General features: G+C 39.0%; 18 protein-coding genes. 5 read left to right on the forward strand and 13 right to left on the reverse strand.

The window, feature by feature from the left end:
* Window positions 1-63: 63 nt before the first annotated feature.
* Window positions 64-1,125 (reverse strand): TRM11 family SAM-dependent methyltransferase, encoded by a 1,062-nt coding sequence (locus ACFSTH_RS02875; protein WP_377769712.1) that lies wholly within the window; start codon window positions 1,123-1,125, stop codon window positions 64-66.
* Window positions 1,126-1,268: 143 nt separating this feature from the next.
* Window positions 1,269-1,475 carry a hypothetical protein gene (locus tag ACFSTH_RS02880; RefSeq protein WP_377769711.1) on the reverse strand — a complete coding sequence of 69 codons (207 nt, stop codon included), beginning with the start codon at window positions 1,473-1,475 and terminating at the stop codon, window positions 1,269-1,271.
* Between the two features lie 191 nt (window positions 1,476-1,666).
* Between ACFSTH_RS02880 and ACFSTH_RS02885 the strand changes: the two genes are divergently transcribed.
* On the forward strand, window positions 1,667-2,125 hold the full coding sequence (locus tag ACFSTH_RS02885; protein ID WP_377769710.1) for a helix-turn-helix domain-containing protein: 459 nt from the start codon (window positions 1,667-1,669) through the stop codon (window positions 2,123-2,125).
* Between the two features lie 121 nt (window positions 2,126-2,246).
* On the opposite strand, the gene ACFSTH_RS02890 is transcribed toward ACFSTH_RS02885, so the two are convergent.
* From ACFSTH_RS02890 to ACFSTH_RS02905, 4 genes are all read right to left on the reverse strand, one after another.
* Window positions 2,247-3,578: a pyrimidine-nucleoside phosphorylase gene (locus ACFSTH_RS02890; protein ID WP_377769709.1), complete on the reverse strand. Its 1,332-nt coding sequence runs from the start codon at window positions 3,576-3,578 to the stop codon at window positions 2,247-2,249.
* A 42-nt stretch (window positions 3,579-3,620) separates the two neighbouring features.
* Window positions 3,621-4,796, reverse strand: a complete 1,176-nt coding sequence (locus ACFSTH_RS02895) for a phosphopentomutase (RefSeq protein WP_377769708.1) — start codon at window positions 4,794-4,796, stop codon at window positions 3,621-3,623.
* Between the two features lie 141 nt (window positions 4,797-4,937).
* Window positions 4,938-5,909 carry a Gfo/Idh/MocA family protein gene (locus ACFSTH_RS02900; protein ID WP_377769707.1) on the reverse strand — a complete coding sequence of 324 codons (972 nt, stop codon included), beginning with the start codon at window positions 5,907-5,909 and terminating at the stop codon, window positions 4,938-4,940.
* A 132-nt stretch (window positions 5,910-6,041) separates the two neighbouring features.
* Window positions 6,042-7,106: an HD domain-containing phosphohydrolase gene (locus tag ACFSTH_RS02905; protein ID WP_377769706.1), complete on the reverse strand. Its 1,065-nt coding sequence runs from the start codon at window positions 7,104-7,106 to the stop codon at window positions 6,042-6,044.
* A gap of 569 nt (window positions 7,107-7,675) precedes the next feature.
* On the opposite strand from ACFSTH_RS02905, the gene ACFSTH_RS02910 reads away from it, so the two are divergent.
* A complete protein-coding gene (locus ACFSTH_RS02910; RefSeq protein ID WP_377769705.1) occupies window positions 7,676-8,272 on the forward strand; it encodes a hypothetical protein in 597 nt (198 codons plus the stop codon).
* Window positions 8,273-8,371: 99 nt separating this feature from the next.
* On the opposite strand, the gene ACFSTH_RS02915 is transcribed toward ACFSTH_RS02910, so the two are convergent.
* Window positions 8,372-9,001 (reverse strand): sulfurtransferase TusA family protein, encoded by a 630-nt coding sequence (locus ACFSTH_RS02915; protein WP_377769704.1) that lies wholly within the window; start codon window positions 8,999-9,001, stop codon window positions 8,372-8,374.
* Between the two features lie 136 nt (window positions 9,002-9,137).
* Between ACFSTH_RS02915 and ACFSTH_RS02920 the strand changes: the two genes are divergently transcribed.
* Window positions 9,138-10,799: a CoA-disulfide reductase gene (locus ACFSTH_RS02920; protein ID WP_377769703.1), complete on the forward strand. Its 1,662-nt coding sequence runs from the start codon at window positions 9,138-9,140 to the stop codon at window positions 10,797-10,799.
* Window positions 10,800-10,831: 32 nt separating this feature from the next.
* On the opposite strand, the gene ACFSTH_RS02925 is transcribed toward ACFSTH_RS02920, so the two are convergent.
* The gene (locus tag ACFSTH_RS02925; protein WP_377769702.1) at window positions 10,832-11,170 is read right to left on the reverse strand and encodes a helix-turn-helix domain-containing protein; all 339 of its coding nucleotides are present in this window, start codon (window positions 11,168-11,170) and stop codon (window positions 10,832-10,834) included.
* A gap of 235 nt (window positions 11,171-11,405) precedes the next feature.
* On the opposite strand from ACFSTH_RS02925, the gene ACFSTH_RS02930 reads away from it, so the two are divergent.
* Window positions 11,406-11,570, forward strand: coding sequence for a Spo0E family sporulation regulatory protein-aspartic acid phosphatase (locus ACFSTH_RS02930; protein WP_377769701.1), 165 nt, complete (start codon window positions 11,406-11,408; stop codon window positions 11,568-11,570).
* Window positions 11,571-11,581: 11 nt separating this feature from the next.
* Here ACFSTH_RS02930 and ACFSTH_RS02935 read toward each other — a convergent pair whose 3' ends face one another.
* Together ACFSTH_RS02935 and ACFSTH_RS02940 are read right to left on the reverse strand one after the other, a co-directional pair.
* Window positions 11,582-12,271: an AIM24 family protein gene (locus ACFSTH_RS02935; protein ID WP_377769700.1), complete on the reverse strand. Its 690-nt coding sequence runs from the start codon at window positions 12,269-12,271 to the stop codon at window positions 11,582-11,584.
* On the reverse strand, window positions 12,268-12,723 hold the full coding sequence (locus ACFSTH_RS02940; protein WP_377769699.1) for a hypothetical protein: 456 nt from the start codon (window positions 12,721-12,723) through the stop codon (window positions 12,268-12,270). The genes ACFSTH_RS02935 and ACFSTH_RS02940 overlap by 4 nt, the downstream gene beginning before the upstream one ends.
* A 494-nt stretch (window positions 12,724-13,217) precedes the next feature.
* Here ACFSTH_RS02940 and ACFSTH_RS02945 point away from each other — a divergent pair, with 494 nt between their 5' ends.
* The gene (locus ACFSTH_RS02945) at window positions 13,218-14,504 is read left to right on the forward strand and encodes a transposase (protein ID WP_377769698.1); all 1,287 of its coding nucleotides are present in this window, start codon (window positions 13,218-13,220) and stop codon (window positions 14,502-14,504) included.
* Window positions 14,505-14,911: 407 nt separating this feature from the next.
* Here the strand turns inward: ACFSTH_RS02945 and ACFSTH_RS02950 are convergent, their stop codons facing one another.
* The 3 genes from ACFSTH_RS02950 to ACFSTH_RS02960 form a co-directional block, all read right to left on the reverse strand.
* On the reverse strand, window positions 14,912-15,223 hold the full coding sequence (locus tag ACFSTH_RS02950) for a YbjQ family protein (protein WP_377769816.1): 312 nt from the start codon (window positions 15,221-15,223) through the stop codon (window positions 14,912-14,914).
* 203 nt (window positions 15,224-15,426) lie between these two features.
* Window positions 15,427-17,919, reverse strand: a complete 2,493-nt coding sequence (locus ACFSTH_RS02955; RefSeq protein ID WP_377769697.1) for a hypothetical protein — start codon at window positions 17,917-17,919, stop codon at window positions 15,427-15,429.
* A 194-nt stretch (window positions 17,920-18,113) separates the two neighbouring features.
* Window positions 18,114-22,040, reverse strand: coding sequence for a hypothetical protein (locus tag ACFSTH_RS02960; protein ID WP_377769696.1), 3,927 nt, complete (start codon window positions 22,038-22,040; stop codon window positions 18,114-18,116).
* Between the last annotated feature and the right edge of the window lie 61 nt (window positions 22,041-22,101).

Genomic DNA, 22,101 nt, shown 5'->3' on the forward strand with positions numbered 1-22,101 from the left:
TATATGATAATGATTATAATTAAATAGTACCTTTTTTTATTTTTCCTACACCACACATTGTCGTTACTCCAAGACGATAATTTCACGCACCAAATTCCCTTTTCTAACAGTACAACGATCAATTATGGAAAACCCAACATCTTCTAGCAGAGTATCTAATGGTTCTACAGTGATAATTACTAATCGGCTAGCAATATAGCGTGCATGCTCTAACATCGATTGCTTGTCAGACTCACTCAGTGTGGAACAAATATTATAAGGCATATCCAATATGGCAATATCATATTTTTGCTGAATAAGCTGCATATCTCCAACCGTCACAGTCGTTTCATAGCCAAAATAAGCAATGTTTTCTCTTGCTCCTTGCACGATATGATGGTTATGATCATTACCAGCAATTGCAATATTCATCGATGCTGCCTCCAGTAGTACCGTGCCTATGCCACAACATAAATCAATTATTGTAAAATTGTTAATCTTAGGTATAGCGATATTAACAATCGAACGAGCCATCCGATGAGTTAATGCCGTTGAATACTGGCGTGGCTTGTAACGATGACGAAGCCACCTGCCGCTGTTGGTCACTTGTTCCCCAAAGTGCCAACGACCAGCAGCAAATACAACACCAAATATAACCTCTGGTTGTTGCAAATCCACCTCACCAACTATTACCTCACCGATCTGCCGTGCCAACTGCTGTCTGTGCGCAGGTGTACTGACAGCAACACGCGCTAACTGCTCTTTGGCATCACTTTGCTCATCCCTCCACTCCCACTCATCTACCTGCTGTTCCATAACATGTTCTTTCCACACTTCTACTTTAAATCGTTCATTACAATGGTTGTGCTGTTCATTTAGCGGTAGCGCTGATAGCTGCTCGATCAATTGTTCTGTACTTAGCGCAGCACGCCATGCGGCAATTCGTTGTTTCAAAAAAGGGCTTCGGGTGACATCCACATCTCGGCTACTAATGACTACATTCAATCCAGCGACGATTGTTGTCGATACTGCTAATAGCTGCCGCACTTCTAACTCGCATAGCGCTCGTTCATCTTCATGGCACATCACACTGTACACATAATATATGACGCTACTATCGATTCTATTTTTATTAATTTTTATCAAAACCTTCCCTATATTAAAAAAACCTTTAAGACTATCTCTATATTACGGTATAGAGATCAAATCTTAAAGGCGTTATATCCTATCGACAAACATTTATTAAACAACTTATGAAACAATAAGAGCTATAACTACACGTTAAGCTACTAACTATTTACAAACTCATCTTGAATATTTAACTTTTCTATAACGATTTGTCTATACTTTTTTGCGGGACGCAATCCGGTAATTAAGTTTGAAAGTCTACTTTCAGGTATTCCTTCTTGTTCACAAAATTGTTTACGAGTAAGTTGTTGCTCAGCTAGTCTGACCATGATTTTCCATCCAAGTGGTGTAATCTGTTTTTGTGACAATAAGCTGCCCTCCTTAAACAAATAGTGATTTCATTAATAAAGATTAGTGGTATACTGAAAATGGCTAGCCAATAACCAACTATATATTAACCATACTAGTAATAATTAGTATTGTCAATACATTCACTAGTTAATATTAGCAAAATAAAACACGAGATAAGAACTTTACTAAGACAATTAGAGGTGTATACATGGAGCAACCTAATAAAAAACATGGCATTGATCCACAGATCATTACTAGTATTGGTCAACGAGTACGAGATATCCGATTAAAGCATGGACATAGTATGGAGTCATTTGCAAAGATGATTCAATCTACTTCGGCAACCATTAATAACATTGAACATGGCTATAGCATTCCAAGTGGTGCCATCTTGATGAAAATAGCGAATGCATATAAAGTGTCCATCGATTGGATTCTATTAGGAGAGTTAATAAGCGAGCAAGATCAACTACATGAAAGTTATGGAGCTAATCTTTTTTTTCGAGGTAAATGGCAATTTTATAGCCAATTGAATCAAGCCTATATGACAGATGAAGAAATACATATTCACGATTCGGTGTTTTCACTGTTAGAAAGTATACAAAACTTAAGCGGTGATGATATTTTGTTACTACAATCTGTAGCCGACCGTTTAAGTAAGCAATAAATCTTACATGCTGTGCAACAAATGGCGGGACCATTACAAAAGGCAAAAAGCTACCTACGATGTAGCGGTCGGAGCAACTTTCCGGCTTCTACAAAGCAAGTAGCTTATTCTGTACTAATTATTAATTCACATATCGCTCTTCACCAGCTACACTTACTACGCCATATACTAATGGCATCGCCACTGGCTGTTCTTCGCATATCGTGTACGCCTGTTGCACCATCAGCGCAGCTTCGGCAAATTTATCTGTTCTATTACTATATAACGTTGCAAGCACATCACCTGCTTCAACGTAGCTTCCTACTTTACACTGTAGCACAACACCAGCACCATAATCGATCTGATCATCTTTCGTTGCTCGTCCCGCTCCCATAATCATCGCTGCCAAACCAATTTGTTCTGCTTCAATCGCATTAACATATCCTTCTGTTTCTGCTAATACGGTCATTTGTTCATTGGCTTGCGGTAGCTTTTGCGGATCATCAACAACAGAAGCATCGCCTTGCTGTGAACTAATTAATTCGCGCATTTTGGCAAGAGCTGTTCCATCCTGTAAAGACTGTAGTAACAATCGTTCTCCTTCTTGCGGACTGTCTACTATTTCTGCCAAATAAAGCATTTGCCCACCCAAAGTTAAACATAGCATTTGCAAATCGGATGGTCCTTTACCTGCTAATGTAGCAATCGCTTCCTGTACTTCAACTGTATTTCCAATAGCGTTGCCGAGTGGCTGATCCATACTAGTAATAATAGCGACAGTCTTCCGACCAACCTGCTCACCGATATTAACCAGCTTATGTGCGAGCAAAAAAGCATCGTCTACTGTCTTCATAAATGCGCCACTGCCAACTTTGACATCTAACACTATGGCATCTGCACCAGCTGCAATTTTTTTACTCATAATGCTGGCTGCAATAAGCGGAATACTTTCTACCGTCGCTGTCACATCACGTAAAGCATAGAGCTGTTTGTCAGCAGGTACAAGATTGCCTGTCTGCCCTACAACAGCTACTCCTACACGGTTAACAGCGTCAACAAACTGCTGCTGCTCCATCTCGATATGAAATCCCGGTATAGCCTCTAGCTTATCCAGTGTACCGCCCGTGTGCCCAAGTCCGCGACCTGACATTTTTGCCATTGGCGCACCAACGGATGCTACTAAAGGAGCTAATACTAGAGTCGTTGTATCACCTACGCCACCCGTACTATGCTTATCTACTTTAATGCCGTGAATAGCGCTCAAATCAAATTGATCACCTGATTGCACCATCGCCATCGTCAATGCAGAAGTTTCTTCATCATCCAGCCCTTGGAAAAATACAGCCATATTAAACGCAGCCGCTTGATAATCTGGTATGGAACCGTCCATATAGCCTACAATAAAGAATTCTATTTCTGCTGTCGTTAACTTTTTGCCATCACGTTTTTTCGCAATAATATCATAAGCTCGCATGAACACGCCCCCTACTCCAACTTATATTGCCTATCTATCATTTTATTTCAACTCCGTTAAAAAAGATTGCCCATTTCCCGTACTCTCCACAGAAAAGTTATCTGCCAATGTAGTAGCTATATCAGCAAATGTTAATCTAATGCCTAACGATTGCTGCTCCACTAGCTGCGGCTGATATACTAATAAAGGAACATACTCTCTCGTGTGATCTGTACCAGCAAAAGTAGGATCATTCCCATGATCGGCTGTAATAATAAGAAGATCATCTTCTTTGATCTGCGCCATAATAGCAGGTAACCATTCGTCAAATTGCTGCAATGCTTCCGCATACCCTTGCGGATTGCGTCGATGTCCATACAATGAATCAAAGTCAACCAAATTAGTAAATAACAACCCCGAAAAAGATTGCTTCAATGCCGAGATCGTTTGTTGTATCCCATCTAAATTATGACGAGTTGGACTAGCGTGAGTAATTCCTTCCCCATCAAATATATCGTTAATTTTACCTATCGCTCGGACATCGTAGCCCGCTGCTTTTAAATGATCCAGCACTGTTGGCGCTGGTGGTTTCAAGGCATAGTCATGTCGATTGCTCGTACGTTCGAACCGCCCTGGTTGACCGACATAAGGTCTAGCAATGACGCGACCGACACGATACGGTTCAACAATCGTCAGATCACGGGCAATTTGGCACGCTTGATATAGCTCTTCCAGCGGAATGACATCTTCGTGAGCAGCGATTTGAAATACGCTATCTGCCGATGTATATACAATCCAATCGCCTGTTTCCATCTGTTGTTTACCATATTCCACTAATACTTCTGTTCCGGAAGCAGGTTTGTTACATAACACTTTTCTACCTGTCTTTTGTTCAAACTGTGTAATTAATTCCTCTGGAAAACCGTTAGGAAATACTTGAAATGGCTCCATTAAGTGAAGCCCCATCATTTCCCAATGACCGGTCATCGTATCTTTCCCCACCGAAACTTCCTGCATCTTGCCAAAATGCGCTTGTGGCTGATCGACTGGCGAGATGTGATCCAACGGCGCAATATTACCTAAACCTAAACGCTCCAAGTTGGGCAGCCGCATGTCTGGCACTGTTTTTGCAATATTACCTAGCGTATGTGCGCCTTCATCACCAAACTGTGCCGCATCCGGTTGAGCGCCGATACCTACACTATCTAATACAATGAGACATACTCGATTATACTTCATAACGCCATTCTCCTTCTTTTGCCCAATTGGTGTAACCGCAAAAATATTACGTTTATTATATCATAACCACGTAACAAAAAAACTGCCTACGCTTGTCGTCGAGTTCCCACTAGCACAACAAAAGTAGACAGTACTATTCGATTAAATCTTCACTGGTTCCCGCTGCTCTGCAGCTTGATTGAAAGCTAAAGTAGCGGCTAACGTATCTGCGGCATCACCGTAACTTCCCAATACTAAGCGTTGATTATTCGCACGAACGGCTGCAACAAACGCTTTACTTTGCTCCGCATAATAATCGGTCTGATATGTTTCCTCCAGCTGTTGATGAGCATCACGGATAATTAACGTGCCACCATCTATTTTCAAATAGTAATCTGGACCATATACTTCAATATCACTACGTCCATGATAGTTCGATACACAAGAATTAATAAACGAGCCTATTGCTCCAGATTGCATCGTAAACGATACTACACCAACATCCGGTATCGTCGCTTCCGAATCTATTTGACGAATGCTCCGCTGAGCATAAACCGCCTTCGCTTCCGCAAAGTCCCCTATAATATAACGAATAATGTCCACTTGATGAGTAGACTGCTCGACTAATTGTCCACCCGACATATGCATTTGAGCAAACCACTTTGCCGGTGGCAAACTACCGATGCGGTAACCTACTACCATATTGACTTGTTTATCCGCCAAATATTGCTTTGCTTTCTGTACATTTTGCTGATAGCGCAAACAATAGCCTGAACTATTAATAATACCCGCTTGGTCAATAGCTGCCCGCACTTGATTAACCGTTTCCATTTGTAGACCAACTGGTTTTTCAGATAATAAATGTAATCCTCTTGCTGCTGCTTGAATTTCAATCGTCCCTCTAGTAGACGGCGGTGTACATATGTATAATGCATCGATAAGTCCAGAATCAAGCAATTGCAATTCATCATTAAACGATTGTGCCCCATACTGGCTAGCAACTTCTTCTGCCGATGATTTATTTAAATCATAGACAGCTGTTATTTTTACAGCATCTATTTTCGTTAATATATCCATATGGTGTCTTGCCATCCCACCAGTACCGATAAAACCAACTCTTACCTGCTCCACCATTACTTCCCCCTTTTTTATTGCTACTTCTACATTTTCTAAACATACTACTTCGTAAGCGCTTTTTCAAGCCGAAATAAAATATGACCCACAAGAGATAACTTTTTCAAGCTTCACTCTATGGGTCTTACTATTTTATCCAACATGAATGTTATTGGTTAGCATCTTGCTTAAATCTTCTTCATAAAATAATTTATGAAATGCTTCAACAACTTGCGGATCAAAATGCTTGCCTTTTTGTTGTAGCACTTCTTCAATCGTTTCTTCTGGTGTCCAAGCCCGTTTATATGGTCGTTCGTGTGTTAACGCGTCATAGAAGTCTGCCAAAGCAACAATACGTGCAGGCAATGGTATCTCCTCGCCTTTTAAGCCATATGGATATCCCGTGCCATCCCATTTTTCGTGATGATACTTTGCAATAATACCTGCCATATGCAGAATGCTGAAGGAAGTTCCTTCTAAAATCCGATAACCGATCGTAGTATGGGTTTTCATAATTTCAAATTCTTCTTTGTTAAAGCTACCTGGTTTAAGTAAAATAGCATCCGGTATACCAATTTTTCCGATGTCATGCAGTGGTGCTGCAACTGCAATCATTTCTACGATTGACTCCTTCAGCCCAAGCCGCTCAGCAATTTTTCCAGAAAGCCAGCCGACGCGCTGTGTGTGCTCACCTGTACGGTCATCTCGAAACTCTGCCGCTCTACCAAGTAAACTTAAAATTTCTATTTTTGCTAATTGTAGTTCTTCTGTACGCTGCTGCACTCTCTCTTCCACATGATTACTATTTTGTTGCAGCATAACTTGTAAACGTCTTACTTGCAATAAACTACTCATACGCAATTTTACTTCAATAGAATCATAAGGTCGATAAATAAAATCGTGCATCCCTGTTTCTAGCAAAGTTTGTTTGGTAGAAGGTGTAATAGAATCGACTAAACATAGCACAGGCAAATAAGGCTCTTTCTCTGTATACTCGTTAACTTCATTCAACAGATCAATACCATCTTTATGGAGCATATGAAAGCCGATCAATATAATATCCGGCTGAGTAGCTGTAATTAAATGTTTAGTTTTGATCGGATCTATTGTAAAGTAAATATGTTTAAAGCCTAATTGTTGCAGTATTTTTTCCAGTAACTTATTTTGACACTCCTGGTCATCTATGATCAAAACTTTTGATTTATTCCACTGTTCCATACAAAATCGTCACCTTCTTCACTAGTCTATTCAGCTTAGCTCGTCTCAGCTATACTACTTATCTGTTTGCTTCACACCTACACTTTTTACAAACATCTCGTCTATGTTACGATTTTTTCCTGCTTTTCCAAATACTTATGATGTTTAACAAACAGAAATGCCAACCTCTTACTATCATTTCATCCAAACTACCCTCACTTGACGCATATACCCCTTCTAACTTACATAATTATCATATGAAACAAGCTCTTCATTCGTTCTAAACGATTGCTGAATAATACATTCGTACCACTCGCGTACATATGTAACCGTCTAACAAAATTTAACTGCCGCCCTTTTTTTCAAATTACTGCAAATTAGACTTCCTAATCGGTATTTCGGATTATTCGTTCTTATTTTTTGTAGTCTTTTAGACCTATATTACCATTGTATTCATTTTTTATTATAGTTTCATAATTTCGTAAGCATCATTTCTACACTTTTTGTTGCCATTACAGCTTAATTTTGTTTTTAACAAATCAAAAAAGTAGAGTATGATATACTACAGATATTTAGAAAGGAGCGATCCTATGAATATAAATGATAAGGTCAGTGTAGAAACTATTATTGCGCAACTGGTAGAACGCCAATATCATGTGCCACTAACTCCTTCCACCATTTGGAGTAATACATTACAACAGCAGATCGAACAGCTTCACTCCTATCGTCATGACACTGCTGGCTTAACACTTATCGCCGCTTTGCATCTCTTGAACGATGATTTGGATCTATCTCATTCTTACGCACAACAAATTGAACATGACCGAACAGGCGCCTATTGGCACGGAATTATGCATCGGATGGAGGGCGACTATCCTAATGCAAAATATTGGTTTAGACAAGCAATGCCACATCCAATTTCAGATAAAGTGGCACGATTAGTGGCACAATCATTACTACATACAGATTTTGCGGAATGGACATTTATAGAGGATAATTCGCAGGTCAAACAAATTCTTTTGCAATTCAAAGCGGGGCATTTTTCTAGTGCATTGCTAACGGATCTCGTACAACAAAGCAGCAATGCTATTGCTAGCGTACCGAAGTGGACATTACTGCTACAGCAAATTCAAGCGATTGAACTAGAGCAGCTATTTCTTCACACGAAGTTAGCTGTACATGTTTAAGTCCATTCGAAAAAAGCCAGCTCATTATTTAAATGCCCTTTACAAAGAGGACACTTAAAATGATGACTGGCTCGCTTTTCAATCAAGCAAACTATATTACTATTTTTGTTGTTCGAATGCCCAACTACCCATTCCTTCCACAGCATTGACTACGTTCGTTACACCTTGCTCCACTAAATAGTTACAAGCACGACTACTTCTACCACCTGCTTGACATATAACAATGTAGTCCATCGATGGATCAAGTTGATCTACTCGATCTGCTAATTCACTTAACGGAAAAAATTGAGCACCTGGAATATGACCAGCAGCATATTCATCTTCTTCTCGTACGTCTAAAATGTGTAATTTTTGCCCTGATTGGATTTTTTGTTGTAATTGCTCATTGCTAATCGTTTGTATTTCGGTTGCCGTCCCTATTTGCGCAGCCTTTGTCGTTGCAGACGATGAAACAGTGCTTTGCTCAACCGATGATGTTGATGGCGATGCAACTGAACCTTTGCGAATATAATGTTCCCACACACCATTACTTTCTTCCACAGCTATATATTGGTGTCCTGTTCCTTGTGCCCAGCGTGGCAAATCTGCCAGAGAACCTCTATCCGTTGCTCGAATGGCTAAGACCATCCCATCTTGTAGTTCGTTCATCGCTTTTTTTGTTTGGACTAACGGCATTGGACATGCCATTCCTTCACAGTTTATTATTTTATTTGCTTGAATTTCACTCACATTATCTACTCCTCATCATTTATAATATTGGCAAATGGGTTAAAATAGCGTATAATAAAATCATGAATACCCCCCTGGGTATAAATATAACGAAAAAATGACACCGCGTCAACTTTACACTATAGGAGGACTTAAGATGAGTAAAAAAATATTAATTGTTGGTGGCGTAGCGGGCGGAGCATCTGCTGCTGCAAGACTACGTCGACTAGACGAACAAGCAGAGATCGTATTATTTGAACGTGATGAACATATTTCTTTTGCTAACTGCGGCTTGCCATACTATATCGGTGATACAATTACAGATCGCTCCAAACTTCTGGTGCAAACACCACAAGCGATGAAACAGCGGTTTAACATTGATGTACGTATTTTCAGTGAAGTAGTAGCTATCCATAGTGATACAAAGTCCATTACAGTGCGCAGCAAAGATCGAGGAGATTACGAAGAATCTTATGACTATCTAGTACTGTCTCCTGGAGCGAAACCTTTAATGCCACCTATTGAAGGGATTCACCATCCTAAAATTACTTCTCTACGCAACATTGCGGATACAGATCGGATGAAAGCTTTAGTAAATGAACAAACGATTCAGCATGCTGTAGTTGTTGGCGGAGGGTTCATCGGTATTGAGATGGCAGAAAATCTGCGAGAACTAAATATCGATGTTACTGTAGTAGAAGCAGCACCACACATTTTGGCACCATATGATACAGACATGATCGCTTATGCTGAACAAGAATTAATGAATCATGGCATTCAATTAGAGCTTGGTAACGCAGTAGCTTCTTTCGAACATCTTAAACAAGAAGATAATAACAATGAGCAAATTAATGTACATTTAAAAAATGGTACAGCCATTACAACTGATCTCGTTATTCTTGCCATCGGCGTACAACCAGATACCGCATTTCTAAAAGAATCTAATATCGCATTAGGAACTAGAGGGCATATTTTAGTAAATGATGCTATGGAAACAAATATCGCTAATATATATGCCGTCGGTGATGCGATTGAAGTTACTCATTTTGTAAGTAATACAGCAACTGCCATACCGTTGGCGGGACCTGCTAACAAACAAGGTCGCATCGTCGCTGACAATATTGCTGGTTTATCTTCGACCTACAAAGGAACACAAGGATCTTCTATAATAAAATTATTCGATCTGACAGGAGCAGCAACTGGTTTGAACGAAAGAGCATTGCAACAGCTAGCTATTCCTTATCACGTTATTCATTTACATCCAGCATCACACGCAACATATTATCCAGATGCTTCTCCAATCGCCCTTAAAGTTATCTTTGATGAGCAAGGAAAACTATTAGGAGCACAAGCATTTGGCAAAGATGGCGTAGATAAACGGATCGATGTTATCGCTACTGCTATTCGCTTCGGAGCATCCGTTACTGATCTAACGGAACTAGAGCTTTGCTACGCTCCGCCATATTCATCAGCCAAAGACCCCGTAAATATGGCCGGATATATTGGTCATAACATTTTGGCAGATCGGTTACGTGTATTTGTAGCAAATGAACTTGCTGAGCGTCCAATTGATGAAACTGTACTAGTAGATGTTCGGACAAAAGAGGAACATGACAGAGGGCATATTGCAGGGTCTATTTCGATACCTGTTGATGAATTACGTGATCGACTAGACGAGCTAGATAAAAACAAAGAAATTTGGGTATATTGCCAAGTCGGTTTACGTGGATACACAGCATCTCGTATTTTAAGCCAACATGGATTCAACGTCCGTAATTTAACTGGCGGCTACAAAAGCTATACGATGAGCAGCTTATAATATTAAAAAAAGTAACAGTCTAAAAAAGACTGTTACTTTTCTTCATCTTGCAGCATTTCATTAAGCACCCGATAAATTTTCCGTTGTACGGCTTCGTTTTGTTTTAATATTAGCGTTAAACTAGCCCACACCCACGTCTTTTGATACAAATACTCCCCATTAATGTTTTCCAATAGTGCATAGGTATCGATTTCGAGCGCATCTGCAATTTTAATAATTGTTTCAATTCTAAAATTTTTCTCGCCACGTTCCAATTGACCAATATATGAGCCTGTAGAACCAATTGCTTCTGCTAATTGTTCCTGCGTCCAACCTTTAGTTAGCCGATATAGCCTGATATTTGCGCCGATAAGCGGTATTAGTTTTTCCATCTCCACACCTCTAAACTAAGTGTAGAATATAGGGAATTTATTTGGAGTCGTTATAACGACAAAAATAATGTTATAGTTGTCGTTTTCGTTATTTTTGGGTATAATTTTCCTAGACCTCCTAAATTGTATGTACAGACAGTCGATAGCGCTATTATTAGTCACCGATCATTGTATGAAATAAATATATGTGTAATTTTAAATATGACTAAAACTAGACACTAAGGAGAGCTTAGACTTGAAAGAAAGAATCGAGATCATGCGGACAGAATTAAATTCATTGTCCAACCGATATTGTATACATGAACTAGAAATGCAACGTAAATCACAACAACTAGATCAGCTGATCAATCAATACTACAAGCTTCATTACAAAAAAAAGCAGCAGACTGTTAAAGTATAACGGTCAGCTGCTCATTTAATATAAACACTGCCAAATGGTAGCACTTCACGAAGAATTCGTTTAATCCAACCGTCTTCTGTCAATTTCGTTTCAAGTTGTCGATCTCTAGATCCTGTTTGAATAAGCACTGGTCCACTTCCAAGAATTTCCCATTGTACATTCATACTTTGACTCGCTAACGAATTACCATAGACCGATAAACGAATAGCAGCATTATCAGGATAAGCTACTAGAGCACTAGCATCAATATATAATGGAATTTCCGGATCTAGTTGCATCGAAACAATATCGCCGACAGAAATAATGCCCAACTTACCAGGACCAGAAAATTTAATCCGAACCAATTCTCGTGTAATCCAAGCAGTTTTTAGCTTCAAAATTTTACTACGAAACTGCATGCCATCCGTAAAAAAAACAACATGACGAAAATCAAACAACAAATTACTATGTTCCGGAACTTCAATAGCTTCTAGTGAAAAACCAGCCGGCAAGCCAAGAACAAATGAACATGGAGCAGTCAGCAACGTACGTATCCACTTCTTTTTGCGATAAAGACCACCAATATCCATCCATTTATCTTCTCGACCATTTGGGGAGCCTTGATAAGCGATAATCGATTTAGAATGAAGTACATGTAATTTCTCTTCCTCTTCCAAACTTACATACACATGCCCTATTGGAGGCGGCGCTACAATTTTCATCGTAGTTTTTTCCTCCTATTCTGCACACGTCCTTGTTTTATCCATACAGTAAGACGCCATACTCGAATAGCTAATGCATATAGTACAAAAACTCCTATAATGGAACTAAATATAATGACCAAATTTTGATATAACTTTTTTCGATCCTGCTCAATCTTCTCCATCTTAAGCATCAAATTTTCATTTTCAGCTGCCAATAATTCCGTCTGCGCACGATAATACTCATTACTCTCTTTCATTTCATTTAATCGACCTTCTTGCTTAGTTAGCTCTTCCTCAAGTTTTTGACGTGAAGCATCATATTCCTCTGTTATTTCCTTAATCTTTTCAGGTGCTTGATAAATATCTTTGACACGATCAAAAAAACCTGCCTGAACTGGAGGGAGCGAGGCTACTGTAGAGAGAAATAAACTAAATATAATAACAATAATTGATTTCAACCATAGTCTCACGAACATCACCATCCAAAGGCCAAAATAATCAGTAACAACTTCAGCTCTATTTTACCACAAATATGTCACTTCATGTCGTTTTTCCTTTAATGATATTCCACTCCTTCTCCGCTAAATGTAATATATTTCCCGCCTCTTTTTTTCCTTCTGTTAATTTATGGTTCGAGACAACTCCGTGTCTTGTTTTCCTTCATTATTACCGTATCCACTTCGCTCAGCACCATTTATTCCCAAAAATAACTTATACAAAAAACTACTTTAAATAGCACCACACCATTGACAAGAGATCATATGTTCGGTATAATTAGTTATATAAGAACATTTGTTCCTGTAATTAATTTCGTTTATTTTAGCATATTTGCACCTCTACACATCCTTACGCACATTTACGTAACTAAATTAGATACAGATCCATTAACTTACCGGAACATGTAGCCAACTACAAGCTATCTTTAACTCTTTTTTGAATAAACGAAGACAAGGAGGAGATAACGATGAATCAAAAAAACGAAGACTTAATTTTATCCATTTTATTTCGAGTTCCATATATTCGTGATCGCTTTCATTTGTATGAATATCCACTTAAAGAAGAACTACTTGCACAGTGGAGGCATTTTTCACAACAATTTCCTGACGACAATGCATGCTACACTTACTTATACTACCAAAAATGGCCCGATGGTTTTCGTTGCCCGAAATGTAACTATGCTAATTATACCGAAATATTGACAAGAAGAATGCCCATATATCAATGTCACTGTTGTAATCATCAAACAACTTTAACAGCAAATACAATAATGGAACAAACTCGCTTATCCCTCCGAAAATGGTTAATGGCTTTCTTTTTCCTGTCCTTAGATCAAATTGGAGTCAATGCGTATCAACTTCATTTGCTACTACAAGTGAACTACAAAACAGCGTGGGCACTACACCGGAAAATTCGACAAGCTATTAGCTGTGCAATTTCTTTTAATTTGTTAGGCAAGCCCGACGATCATAATTTGAAAAGAAATTCCCTTGAAGAAGTTCAGAATACGGAGTCCTACCAATCGGTAACGCCACTGCATACATGTGGGATTATGTTTGAGCGTGCACCACAGCATATGCCCGTTATGATCGGGTTTGAGATGAATAGACCAAATTTCCAATCATATAAATCAACTCACTCTGATTCCAACACTCCTACATATGTGTTTACTCGTAATCATATTTCTGTTCTTGATAATGCTAATGACAATCGCAAACCTATTCTTGACCACACTTATAATCTTAATCATCGACCTATCCATACTCGAACATACAATCCGACAGCTAGTTTCGCTCATGCTAATACCTATAATACTAGTACTTATACTCAAACTTTGTCGATCATTTCTAACTTAACTTCCTCAACAGATCCAATAGTCACTGGTATCAAATTAAAACTTATTCCACCTGCACACATGGTTGGCGGTGCTAATGTGTCTTCGCCTTATGTGCAAGCATTCAAACAAATGCATTTTGAAAATTACTTTCCAAAAGATAACATTATACATGCGCCTCGAATGAAGTATCGCCAAAAACGAGCAGTACAAAAAGCATTTGACTATATGATGCGCCGCTTTAATCAAACGTACGGTACAATCAAAAACAAATATCTTCAATTTTATTTTGATGAGATGAGTTTTTACTATAATGCTACTATTCACAAAGCATCTATATTCCATCAGTTATCAAAACTCAGCATGATCTATAAAACACGAACTACACAACATAGCCATTTCAGTAAACTAATTAAATAAAACCTTTCCCCCAGATTCCCAGATTACTTACTAAATATACTTACTAAATATCATCTACTAAGCCATTGAAATATTTAGTGATGGAGCTATTAAGCTACTGAGATTTTACACGATCAAGTTACTAGTCTATTGAACATTAAACGAATAAACTACTAAGCTGCTGAGATTTTACACGATCAAGTTACTAGTCTATTGAACATTAAACGAATAAGCTACTAAGCTGCTGAGATATTAAACGATTGGCTACTCATCTACTCATCTACTCATCTACTAAACTACTGAGCGAATGGGATACGCTAATAAAGGAAGAAATAAGATAGTTATGCTTTCAGCCATACAAAAAAAGGGATAAGCACTAGGATTAATGATTAATACCTAGTTGCGCATCCCTTGTGAACAATTTTCAACTATATAACAACTGCTGTGCCACTTACAGCAACCATTAACATACCATCACGGATAACTTCATAGTCGATATCAATACCTACTATTGCATTGCCACCCATTATGGATGCTTGCTCTTTCATTTCTGAAAAAGCAGCATCTCTAGCTTCTTTAAGTTTGCTTTCGTAAGCACCAGATCTGCCACCAACGAAATCAGTTATAGATGCCATAAAGTCACGCATCACATTAGCTCCCATAATTACTTCACCAGTAGCTATGCCCATGTATTGTTTAATTGGATATCCTTCAATTGTTGCAGTTGTTGTTATTAACATCATTACACGCCTCCATTAAATAGTATATTTTATCAATTACTCCTGAAATACTATGATTTAGTACGCAAGTGAGAGGATAAAGGTTTCTAGTGATTCGATAATTTTCTGTAATTGCTAATAATTTCTTTTAGTTTCATTTAGCTTCTTTTAATTTTTTATGATTTCATTTAGTTTCTATTATAATGCTGCTATTACCTTTTCTATTATTGTATTGTTGGCATTACAAAAATGGGGGTAGCTACTTCTAATTCGGTCCATAACAATTGATTGGAATATCCTTCTACTACATATCTCGATTGGTCTAATGTAACTTTGTCTATTTCCACTATTTCAGTGTAAAAGGATAGGTCAGGTTGATCATCGTGAGGTAATCGAATAAGGTATCTCTCTTCTATATAACTACGCAGCATAAAACTTATGTTATTGTTCACTAATTGAATGGTTCCTATATCAGCATAGTTTTGGTTAAATATGTCGGTGACTCCTCCGGTTGTCAATGAAATGGCTAGTATACGATAGCCTTGGACGATATAAACAATATTCGTCTCTTCATCCCAAACCATTGTTCCTTCACCTTCGACATTGGTATCATATATACCGTCAGGATTGGATCTAGGGTAATAAATAGTATCAATATAAATACCATTTCGTTCAAAACGATGTAGCTGCTGATCCAACATGACCATTACTTGTTCACCAGCAAGCCAAATATGTGCTTGGGCTAAGTTATTATGCAGATGACCAATATAAATTTCCCTGTGTTGTTGTGTATTTGTATTGAATTGATGTAAGTAGCCTTGGATATAGTACCATATTCTACCCTGTTCTTTATCTTCCCACCATTCGCCATGTTTGAACCCGTGCAGCTCACCATTTAATTTTGCAGTAGTATATGATTGTTGCTGCGAACTTTGTACGTTTAAGTTCCAGTCAACTATAGTTTCTGTTGTTAACCCCGTAATCTTTAATTGATCTTTATACTTTGTAAGTTTACTTGGTTTATTCGTTTCGAGTGTAGCTAACACTTTCCATTGCTCATTTAACTGTATGACTCGATTCCCTTCTGTATCAGCAATGTACCAGTGTTCCTTATGTTTCAAATAATCTTTGGCTCCATATCCACCGACTGCCTCACCTATAGTGGATAGTATAGTGATGGGTAAACGGGTCACTTCCTCTAGTGTATCGTTATTGTACTGATATAGCTGCTGTTCATACAGTACATACCATTCTTTATCCAATCTTCTTATCGCTTTGGAAAAGCTATAATCGGATGGTCGAAAAGTCTCATTGATGGCGGATAGTATTGCTTCGGGAATTTCATCGTTAGCATTTTCATCACTGAAATCATGAGTAAGTGGACTATCGGCAATCGGATGTTGACTCCATTCCTGTGGCATTCCTTCCATTGACACTTTTTTTATCTGCGGTTCGGCTATTTTGGTAGCCAATAAAGGTCGAATTGATGTTTCAGAACTATTTGCCAGATCTAACAAATTAGCATACATTTCTGCTCCGTCATTTTGAGCAACTTCTAAGTTAGGATGAAATATGGCTAGACTCCCTTGTTGTCCTACATATCGAACACCATCCATAGCTATCCGTTTATAAGTCGGCGATAGACTATCCAACTGAAGTCCTGCTTCATAGTTTAAGACGTGTATATATTGTTCATTCATTTGAATAAAATTAAAAGTAGGCAACATAAACCATTCGCCCTTCATTAATCGTGGCTCATAAGGGAAGTATAATTCATCTCCAAAAATAATATGAAGTTGTTCTCCCGTCGTTCGTTTAAAATGTCCTAATAAAGTAACCGATTGATCATAACGAGATATGCTGGAGGCATTGGCTAATTGAAACTGTTCATACTTACGAATGATATTATTTTGTTGTAAAAAAGTACTTTGACCATCTTCATATACTAACACCTGCTGATTATCAGTAAGTGTATACCGAGTAGTCGCTGCCAAAAGACGAACATCCTTTGTTTGAGCTGCTGACTCAACCATCCATTCTTCCAACAAGTGCGAATCTGCATATAGCCACTCTGCTACTTGAGGATCATGAATAATGGTTCGCAAATACTTTTTATGATCAAACTTCATTTGAAAAAGAAGGGAATCGGTACCTTCTAGAAAGGTAGCATTCCATATTTGCTCTGGATAATAGTTGCGAATATTTTCACTAACCAGCTCAGGCTCTATATCTAATTTAATTGTTATCCAAATGCCTTGATCCAATTGTTCATCTTCCTTCACAATCTCTTCTGAAGCTTTGCCCCCAATAACTAAATATTCCCCATTGACCCAAGCTTGTGCCGCAGTGTCCTTTTCCCATGCAAATAATGTCACTGGTGATGATAAAATAGTTTGCCCCGCATCTATGGTGACATAATACAACTCATTATTAGCTACATAAATCGCCATTTCATTATTTTGAAATAACAAAACTGCCTGTTGCGTATGCGTTAAAAATGTTTGGTTTTCTCGTTCCCATATGCGCCAAGATTGCTCATTCATCATCTGTTGTAGATCGATTGACGTTTCTTCTAATAACTGATTATTTTTCTCTGAAAGTTGCTTAGATACGTTGGAACGATAACTGTGTAGTGTATACAAACTGAACCACCCTACACACATTACAACGACGAAAATTAACGTCCACAACAAATACACTTTATTTTTGCGCTTCACTTGACCACCCCCTATAAAACATTTCCTTCCCCTTTGCTGTAACATGTTACATTATTATAAATGACATCGTTATCTATTATAACGCTATTTCAAAGTAAAAAGTTTCTATAGTTGTTAATCTGTTGTTAATCTGATGTTAAAAAAAATCTCAAGCAGGTTCATTTTGGAAAATGACCATGACTTGAGATCGATATTTATTTTTGTTCCTGTGATTGAAATATTTGTACGGGACCGTATAATCCTCCCGCTGCAAATTGCTGTTCCCAATTACTATCTATTGCATCCGGATTAGCCCAGTAGGACACTTTCCGGTCAAGGTTTCCACCAACATTGTAAGATGGTCTACCAATTTCATAATGAGTCCCCAATGTATTCGTTACTCTAATTCGCAAACGATGATTGCCGGAAGATAGCTTGCCAAGATTATAACGGTATGGGCGCCATAGGCGAACACCTACGTTATGATCATCGATCCATACTTCAGCAGTCCCGCGAACATGACCTATATCTAGTAACATAGAACATTCTTCCGCTATAGCTATCGTTGTTTCATATTCTACTACACCACTATAATGGGGTAATTGTAAAGCTGTCCGCCAATCGCCCAACTCTCCTAATTGCTCACCCATCACAAAACGAATCGGCTCTAGCAGTACAGCTGCCTCATGTGAATAATCTTGCGGTGTTATACAAAGTGCAACTATCGCCCCTGCTTTTTGAGCAGGAAATGAAGCTAAGCCATTAGTAATTTGCAACTTTTCTCCATCTAGCCAAGCAGATAGCTCTCCTTCATATTTTATTTCCATTCCTTCCGCTCCAACTGGAAGTGGAAACCGTATCCAAACTGGTTCCCCAATCAACGCTGGAGAAGGGTGAAATGGTAGTGGAGTAGATGTAGATACAGCATTCGGCATTAACCAACCAACATGTGGCAAAGGATGTGGTCTGTCATTTAACCATAACGTCTCCGTTTCTGCAAATTGCAATACAGCTTGATGCAGCAATAGGACAGGTTGTCCTTGTTCATCTTGCCACTCTTCCCCTGTGCAGAACAACTGCTTCTTGCCATCGGCATATTCGATTACACCATCACAAAAAACTTCTCCCTTACCTTCAGGTAGTATAAATTTGACCATGTTACGTTTGTCGTTCCACAAATGAGTCACATCTACTAGTTCTTGACCTTGTCTAATATACGGATTAAAATCACCGTGCTCCGTTACCTTCACTCCGTTTACAGTCAGTATCCCGCGTCCTCGTCCAGCAAATACAATACTAACCTTTAGAATACGTGATGCAGACTCATTCTTTACTTGCTTCCATATTTCCGTACCGTAATGAGGGTCTTTGGAAAATACCCATTTGGGCAACGATGTTCGTTTCTCTTGATTAAATTCAATCGCTAAACGTACAATACCTGATACTAATGCCTTTGCTTGCACTATAATTTCGTTAGCTCCAGCTTGCAGTAGTACCATACTTGTTTGTTCTTCTGGACCACCATGACAGTTTATTTCCTTACCATTAATCCAAATCCGAAGTTCGGCATTACTTTCCATTCTAATAAAATATTGTCCAGCAGTTGGTGCAATAACGTTAGACTTCGCACTAACATATTCACCTTTTTCATAAGTCCCCAAATTTAAAAACCTTCTTGGAACTCTTCCCATACGTCCTGCCCACGTACGAAACTTCATATCTCCCAACGTATTACTATAAACAACAGGCCAACTGTCTACTTCGTGAAACTGCTCTCCTTTAGCCGCATACCAATAAGCTGCCTCTGTCCAAAGCCGTGTGTGCCATGCTTCATCGTTAAATGAAGGTAGATGCCATCCTTCTGCTATACCATCACGGTGAGGTGGCTGTTGCCAAACTTGAAATTGTCGACGTTCCACAGCCAAAAAACTACTCAATTGACCATGCAAATCAAAATCACCGTAACTATTATCCAACGTGGGCTTCACTTTTACTTTCCACTGATTTGGCAAAGTGACAGCAACTGCTTGTTCACCTATCACTCCTGTATCTGCTGGAAAGACTTTGGCATGTTCACCTATCACTCCTGTATCTGCTGGAAAGATTTCGGCGTGTTCTTTTAATTTGTTTCCCCCGTCACCGGCATCTATATTCGTCTTATCGTTCTGATCTATTGAACAAACGATAAGGGCAGCAGGCCATTGTTCGAAAGAAACTTCGACAGTTAACCATGCTCCATCCCGTTCATAAGGTAATGCAGTTACTGCTCCAGATACGGGGTCCCATTGTTCTGGAATTCCAGCAGATTTAATGCGGTATACACCGCTCGATTGCATTTTTCTATGTGGAGCAACTGGTTCATGGCTTCGTAGCAATGCATCTTGATCTGGTAGTAACAAAAATATATCCGCTTCGTTCGTAGTTCTCATCAAAGCCGTTCCTGCACCACACACCCGCTTTGATACATGCTGCTGTATATATTGTCCTGCCTCTTCCATCGTATCTACATAGTGGATACCAGACCATGCTATTCGCTCCGCATGAGGTACGTTAACAGCGATAACTCGTCCACCTTGCTGTATCCATTCTGTCACTTTGCTGCTTGCTTCCTGATCCATTTCTATCGTTCCGCACAAAATTAACAACGAGAAACGTTCCTCTGCGATTTGCAGCTGTTTACCATCTACTGTAGCAATACCCAAAGAAGAATCATCTACCACGTCAAAATCATACTGCAAAGAACGCAGCAACCCTAGCTTGTCTTGATTACGCCGCCCCCACTTGCCTGTAATCTGATCATATACTTCTTGAATATGAGCTAGTTTATCATTTGGTAATCTACTAGCAACTGCCATTGGATGTTCATTTTCTTTCCCGTCACTTAGCGACATTTTCCCAGTAGCTGCATAAGAAGGGTAATGAACAGCAATATCTGCCACATGTGTTCCTTCACTTAGCAGAGATGTTACTCTACTAATCGTATTAGCAAATACAGCATAATGTTCAAAATATGGCTGTCGCCAGCCTGTATCTGGTGGAGCCCATTCCCACCAGCCTCCTCGAGTACTGAAATATACAGCATGAGAACTATATAACGTTACGCCCGCTTGAAACCATGGAATTAACCAATGCATCGTCTCCTCTAATGTTCCACCCCAGCCACTTGTATGAAACGCTTCCAGAAACACGCGTTTTCCTCCATGCAGGTGAACCATCGAAGCGTGTGGCTTAATTTCACCATCCATATCCGTTCCAGAAGCATTATACCAACGATGCGTTTTCATATAATCCAAATAAAGGCGCTGCGCACCATGCACTTCTACTTTCCGAGCTGGTCCAGCTTGATCACAGCAAAGCAACATATCAAACCGACGATGCCATGCAGCTATCGGTTTAAAAAAAGAACTCTCTGCCAAGTCTGAAGCCAACTCATAAATATTTTGCCTTACTTCTCGTGCATCATCCGTCTCTTCGAACAACGCAGGTAATAATGGATAAATACTCGTACCATAACGTTCTTCAAACAGTTGATCCATATTACCCGTCCACAAATTAAGGGGAGGTAGTTCATCTTGGAATGTTCCGCCGATTGTTCTGCCCAAATCTGGCGAAAATCTGCGTTCAAATTCCCCATGTACTTTATCAAGTAATAATGCACAAGCCGCTGGATCAAGCCAATTAAAACCTTGTCGAACTGCTACATAATGATACGTATCAATACAAGTTAAATAATCAGAACCTTCCGGAATTTGAGCTTTATCTTTATATCGTTTAAGTACATAGCCAGTATACTGCGGCTGCTCAGCAACAATTCTTGCTGGAAAGTTGGAACCTGAAAAACCAATTTGATCATAAAAAAACAGCTTCATGCCCAACTTTTCCGCTTCTCGTAAAGCAACCTCAAACATCTTCCACCACTGTTCACTAAAATACGCTGGATCATCCGGCACACTACCATACTGTGGTCCTGTCGGCGCAATGTTAATAATGCCGATATTACGAAGTCCACCTTGTCGAAACTTGTTTAATTGCCATTTGACCCGCTCCTCCGTAACTGTTTCAGCACTCCACCACCAAAATGGTAGCGGTCCAAATGAAGCGTCCACCTGTTCAAATTTTTCTCTCATTGCAACTAGTGACAATTTTTCCAACCTCCTTTTTAGATAATTAGGAACTTTTACTATCCTTTATTACATGTACTTT

This window comes from Paenibacillus yanchengensis (genome assembly GCF_042684845.1).
In the GTDB taxonomy this organism is placed as follows: Bacteria; Bacillota; Bacilli; order Paenibacillales; family Paenibacillaceae; genus Pristimantibacillus; species Pristimantibacillus yanchengensis.

Coding starts and splice junctions, on each gene's coding strand:
- ACFSTH_RS02885 (WP_377769710.1), top strand. CDS start 1,667: ATGGAGCAACCTAATAAAAAACATGGCATTGATCCACAGATCATTACT.
- ACFSTH_RS02890 (WP_377769709.1), bottom strand. CDS start 3,578: ATGCGAGCTTATGATATTATTGCGAAAAAACGTGATGGCAAAAAGTTA.
- ACFSTH_RS02895 (WP_377769708.1), bottom strand. CDS start 4,796: ATGAAGTATAATCGAGTATGTCTCATTGTATTAGATAGTGTAGGTATC.
- ACFSTH_RS02900 (WP_377769707.1), bottom strand. CDS start 5,909: ATGGTGGAGCAGGTAAGAGTTGGTTTTATCGGTACTGGTGGGATGGCA.
- ACFSTH_RS02905 (WP_377769706.1), bottom strand. CDS start 7,106: ATGGAACAGTGGAATAAATCAAAAGTTTTGATCATAGATGACCAGGAG.
- ACFSTH_RS02910 (WP_377769705.1), top strand. CDS start 7,676: ATGAATATAAATGATAAGGTCAGTGTAGAAACTATTATTGCGCAACTG.
- ACFSTH_RS02920 (WP_377769703.1), top strand. CDS start 9,138: ATGAGTAAAAAAATATTAATTGTTGGTGGCGTAGCGGGCGGAGCATCT.
- ACFSTH_RS02925 (WP_377769702.1), bottom strand. CDS start 11,170: ATGGAAAAACTAATACCGCTTATCGGCGCAAATATCAGGCTATATCGG.
- ACFSTH_RS02935 (WP_377769700.1), bottom strand. CDS start 12,271: ATGAAAATTGTAGCGCCGCCTCCAATAGGGCATGTGTATGTAAGTTTG.
- ACFSTH_RS02945 (WP_377769698.1), top strand. CDS start 13,218: ATGAATCAAAAAAACGAAGACTTAATTTTATCCATTTTATTTCGAGTT.
- ACFSTH_RS02950 (WP_377769816.1), bottom strand. CDS start 15,223: ATGTTAATAACAACAACTGCAACAATTGAAGGATATCCAATTAAACAA.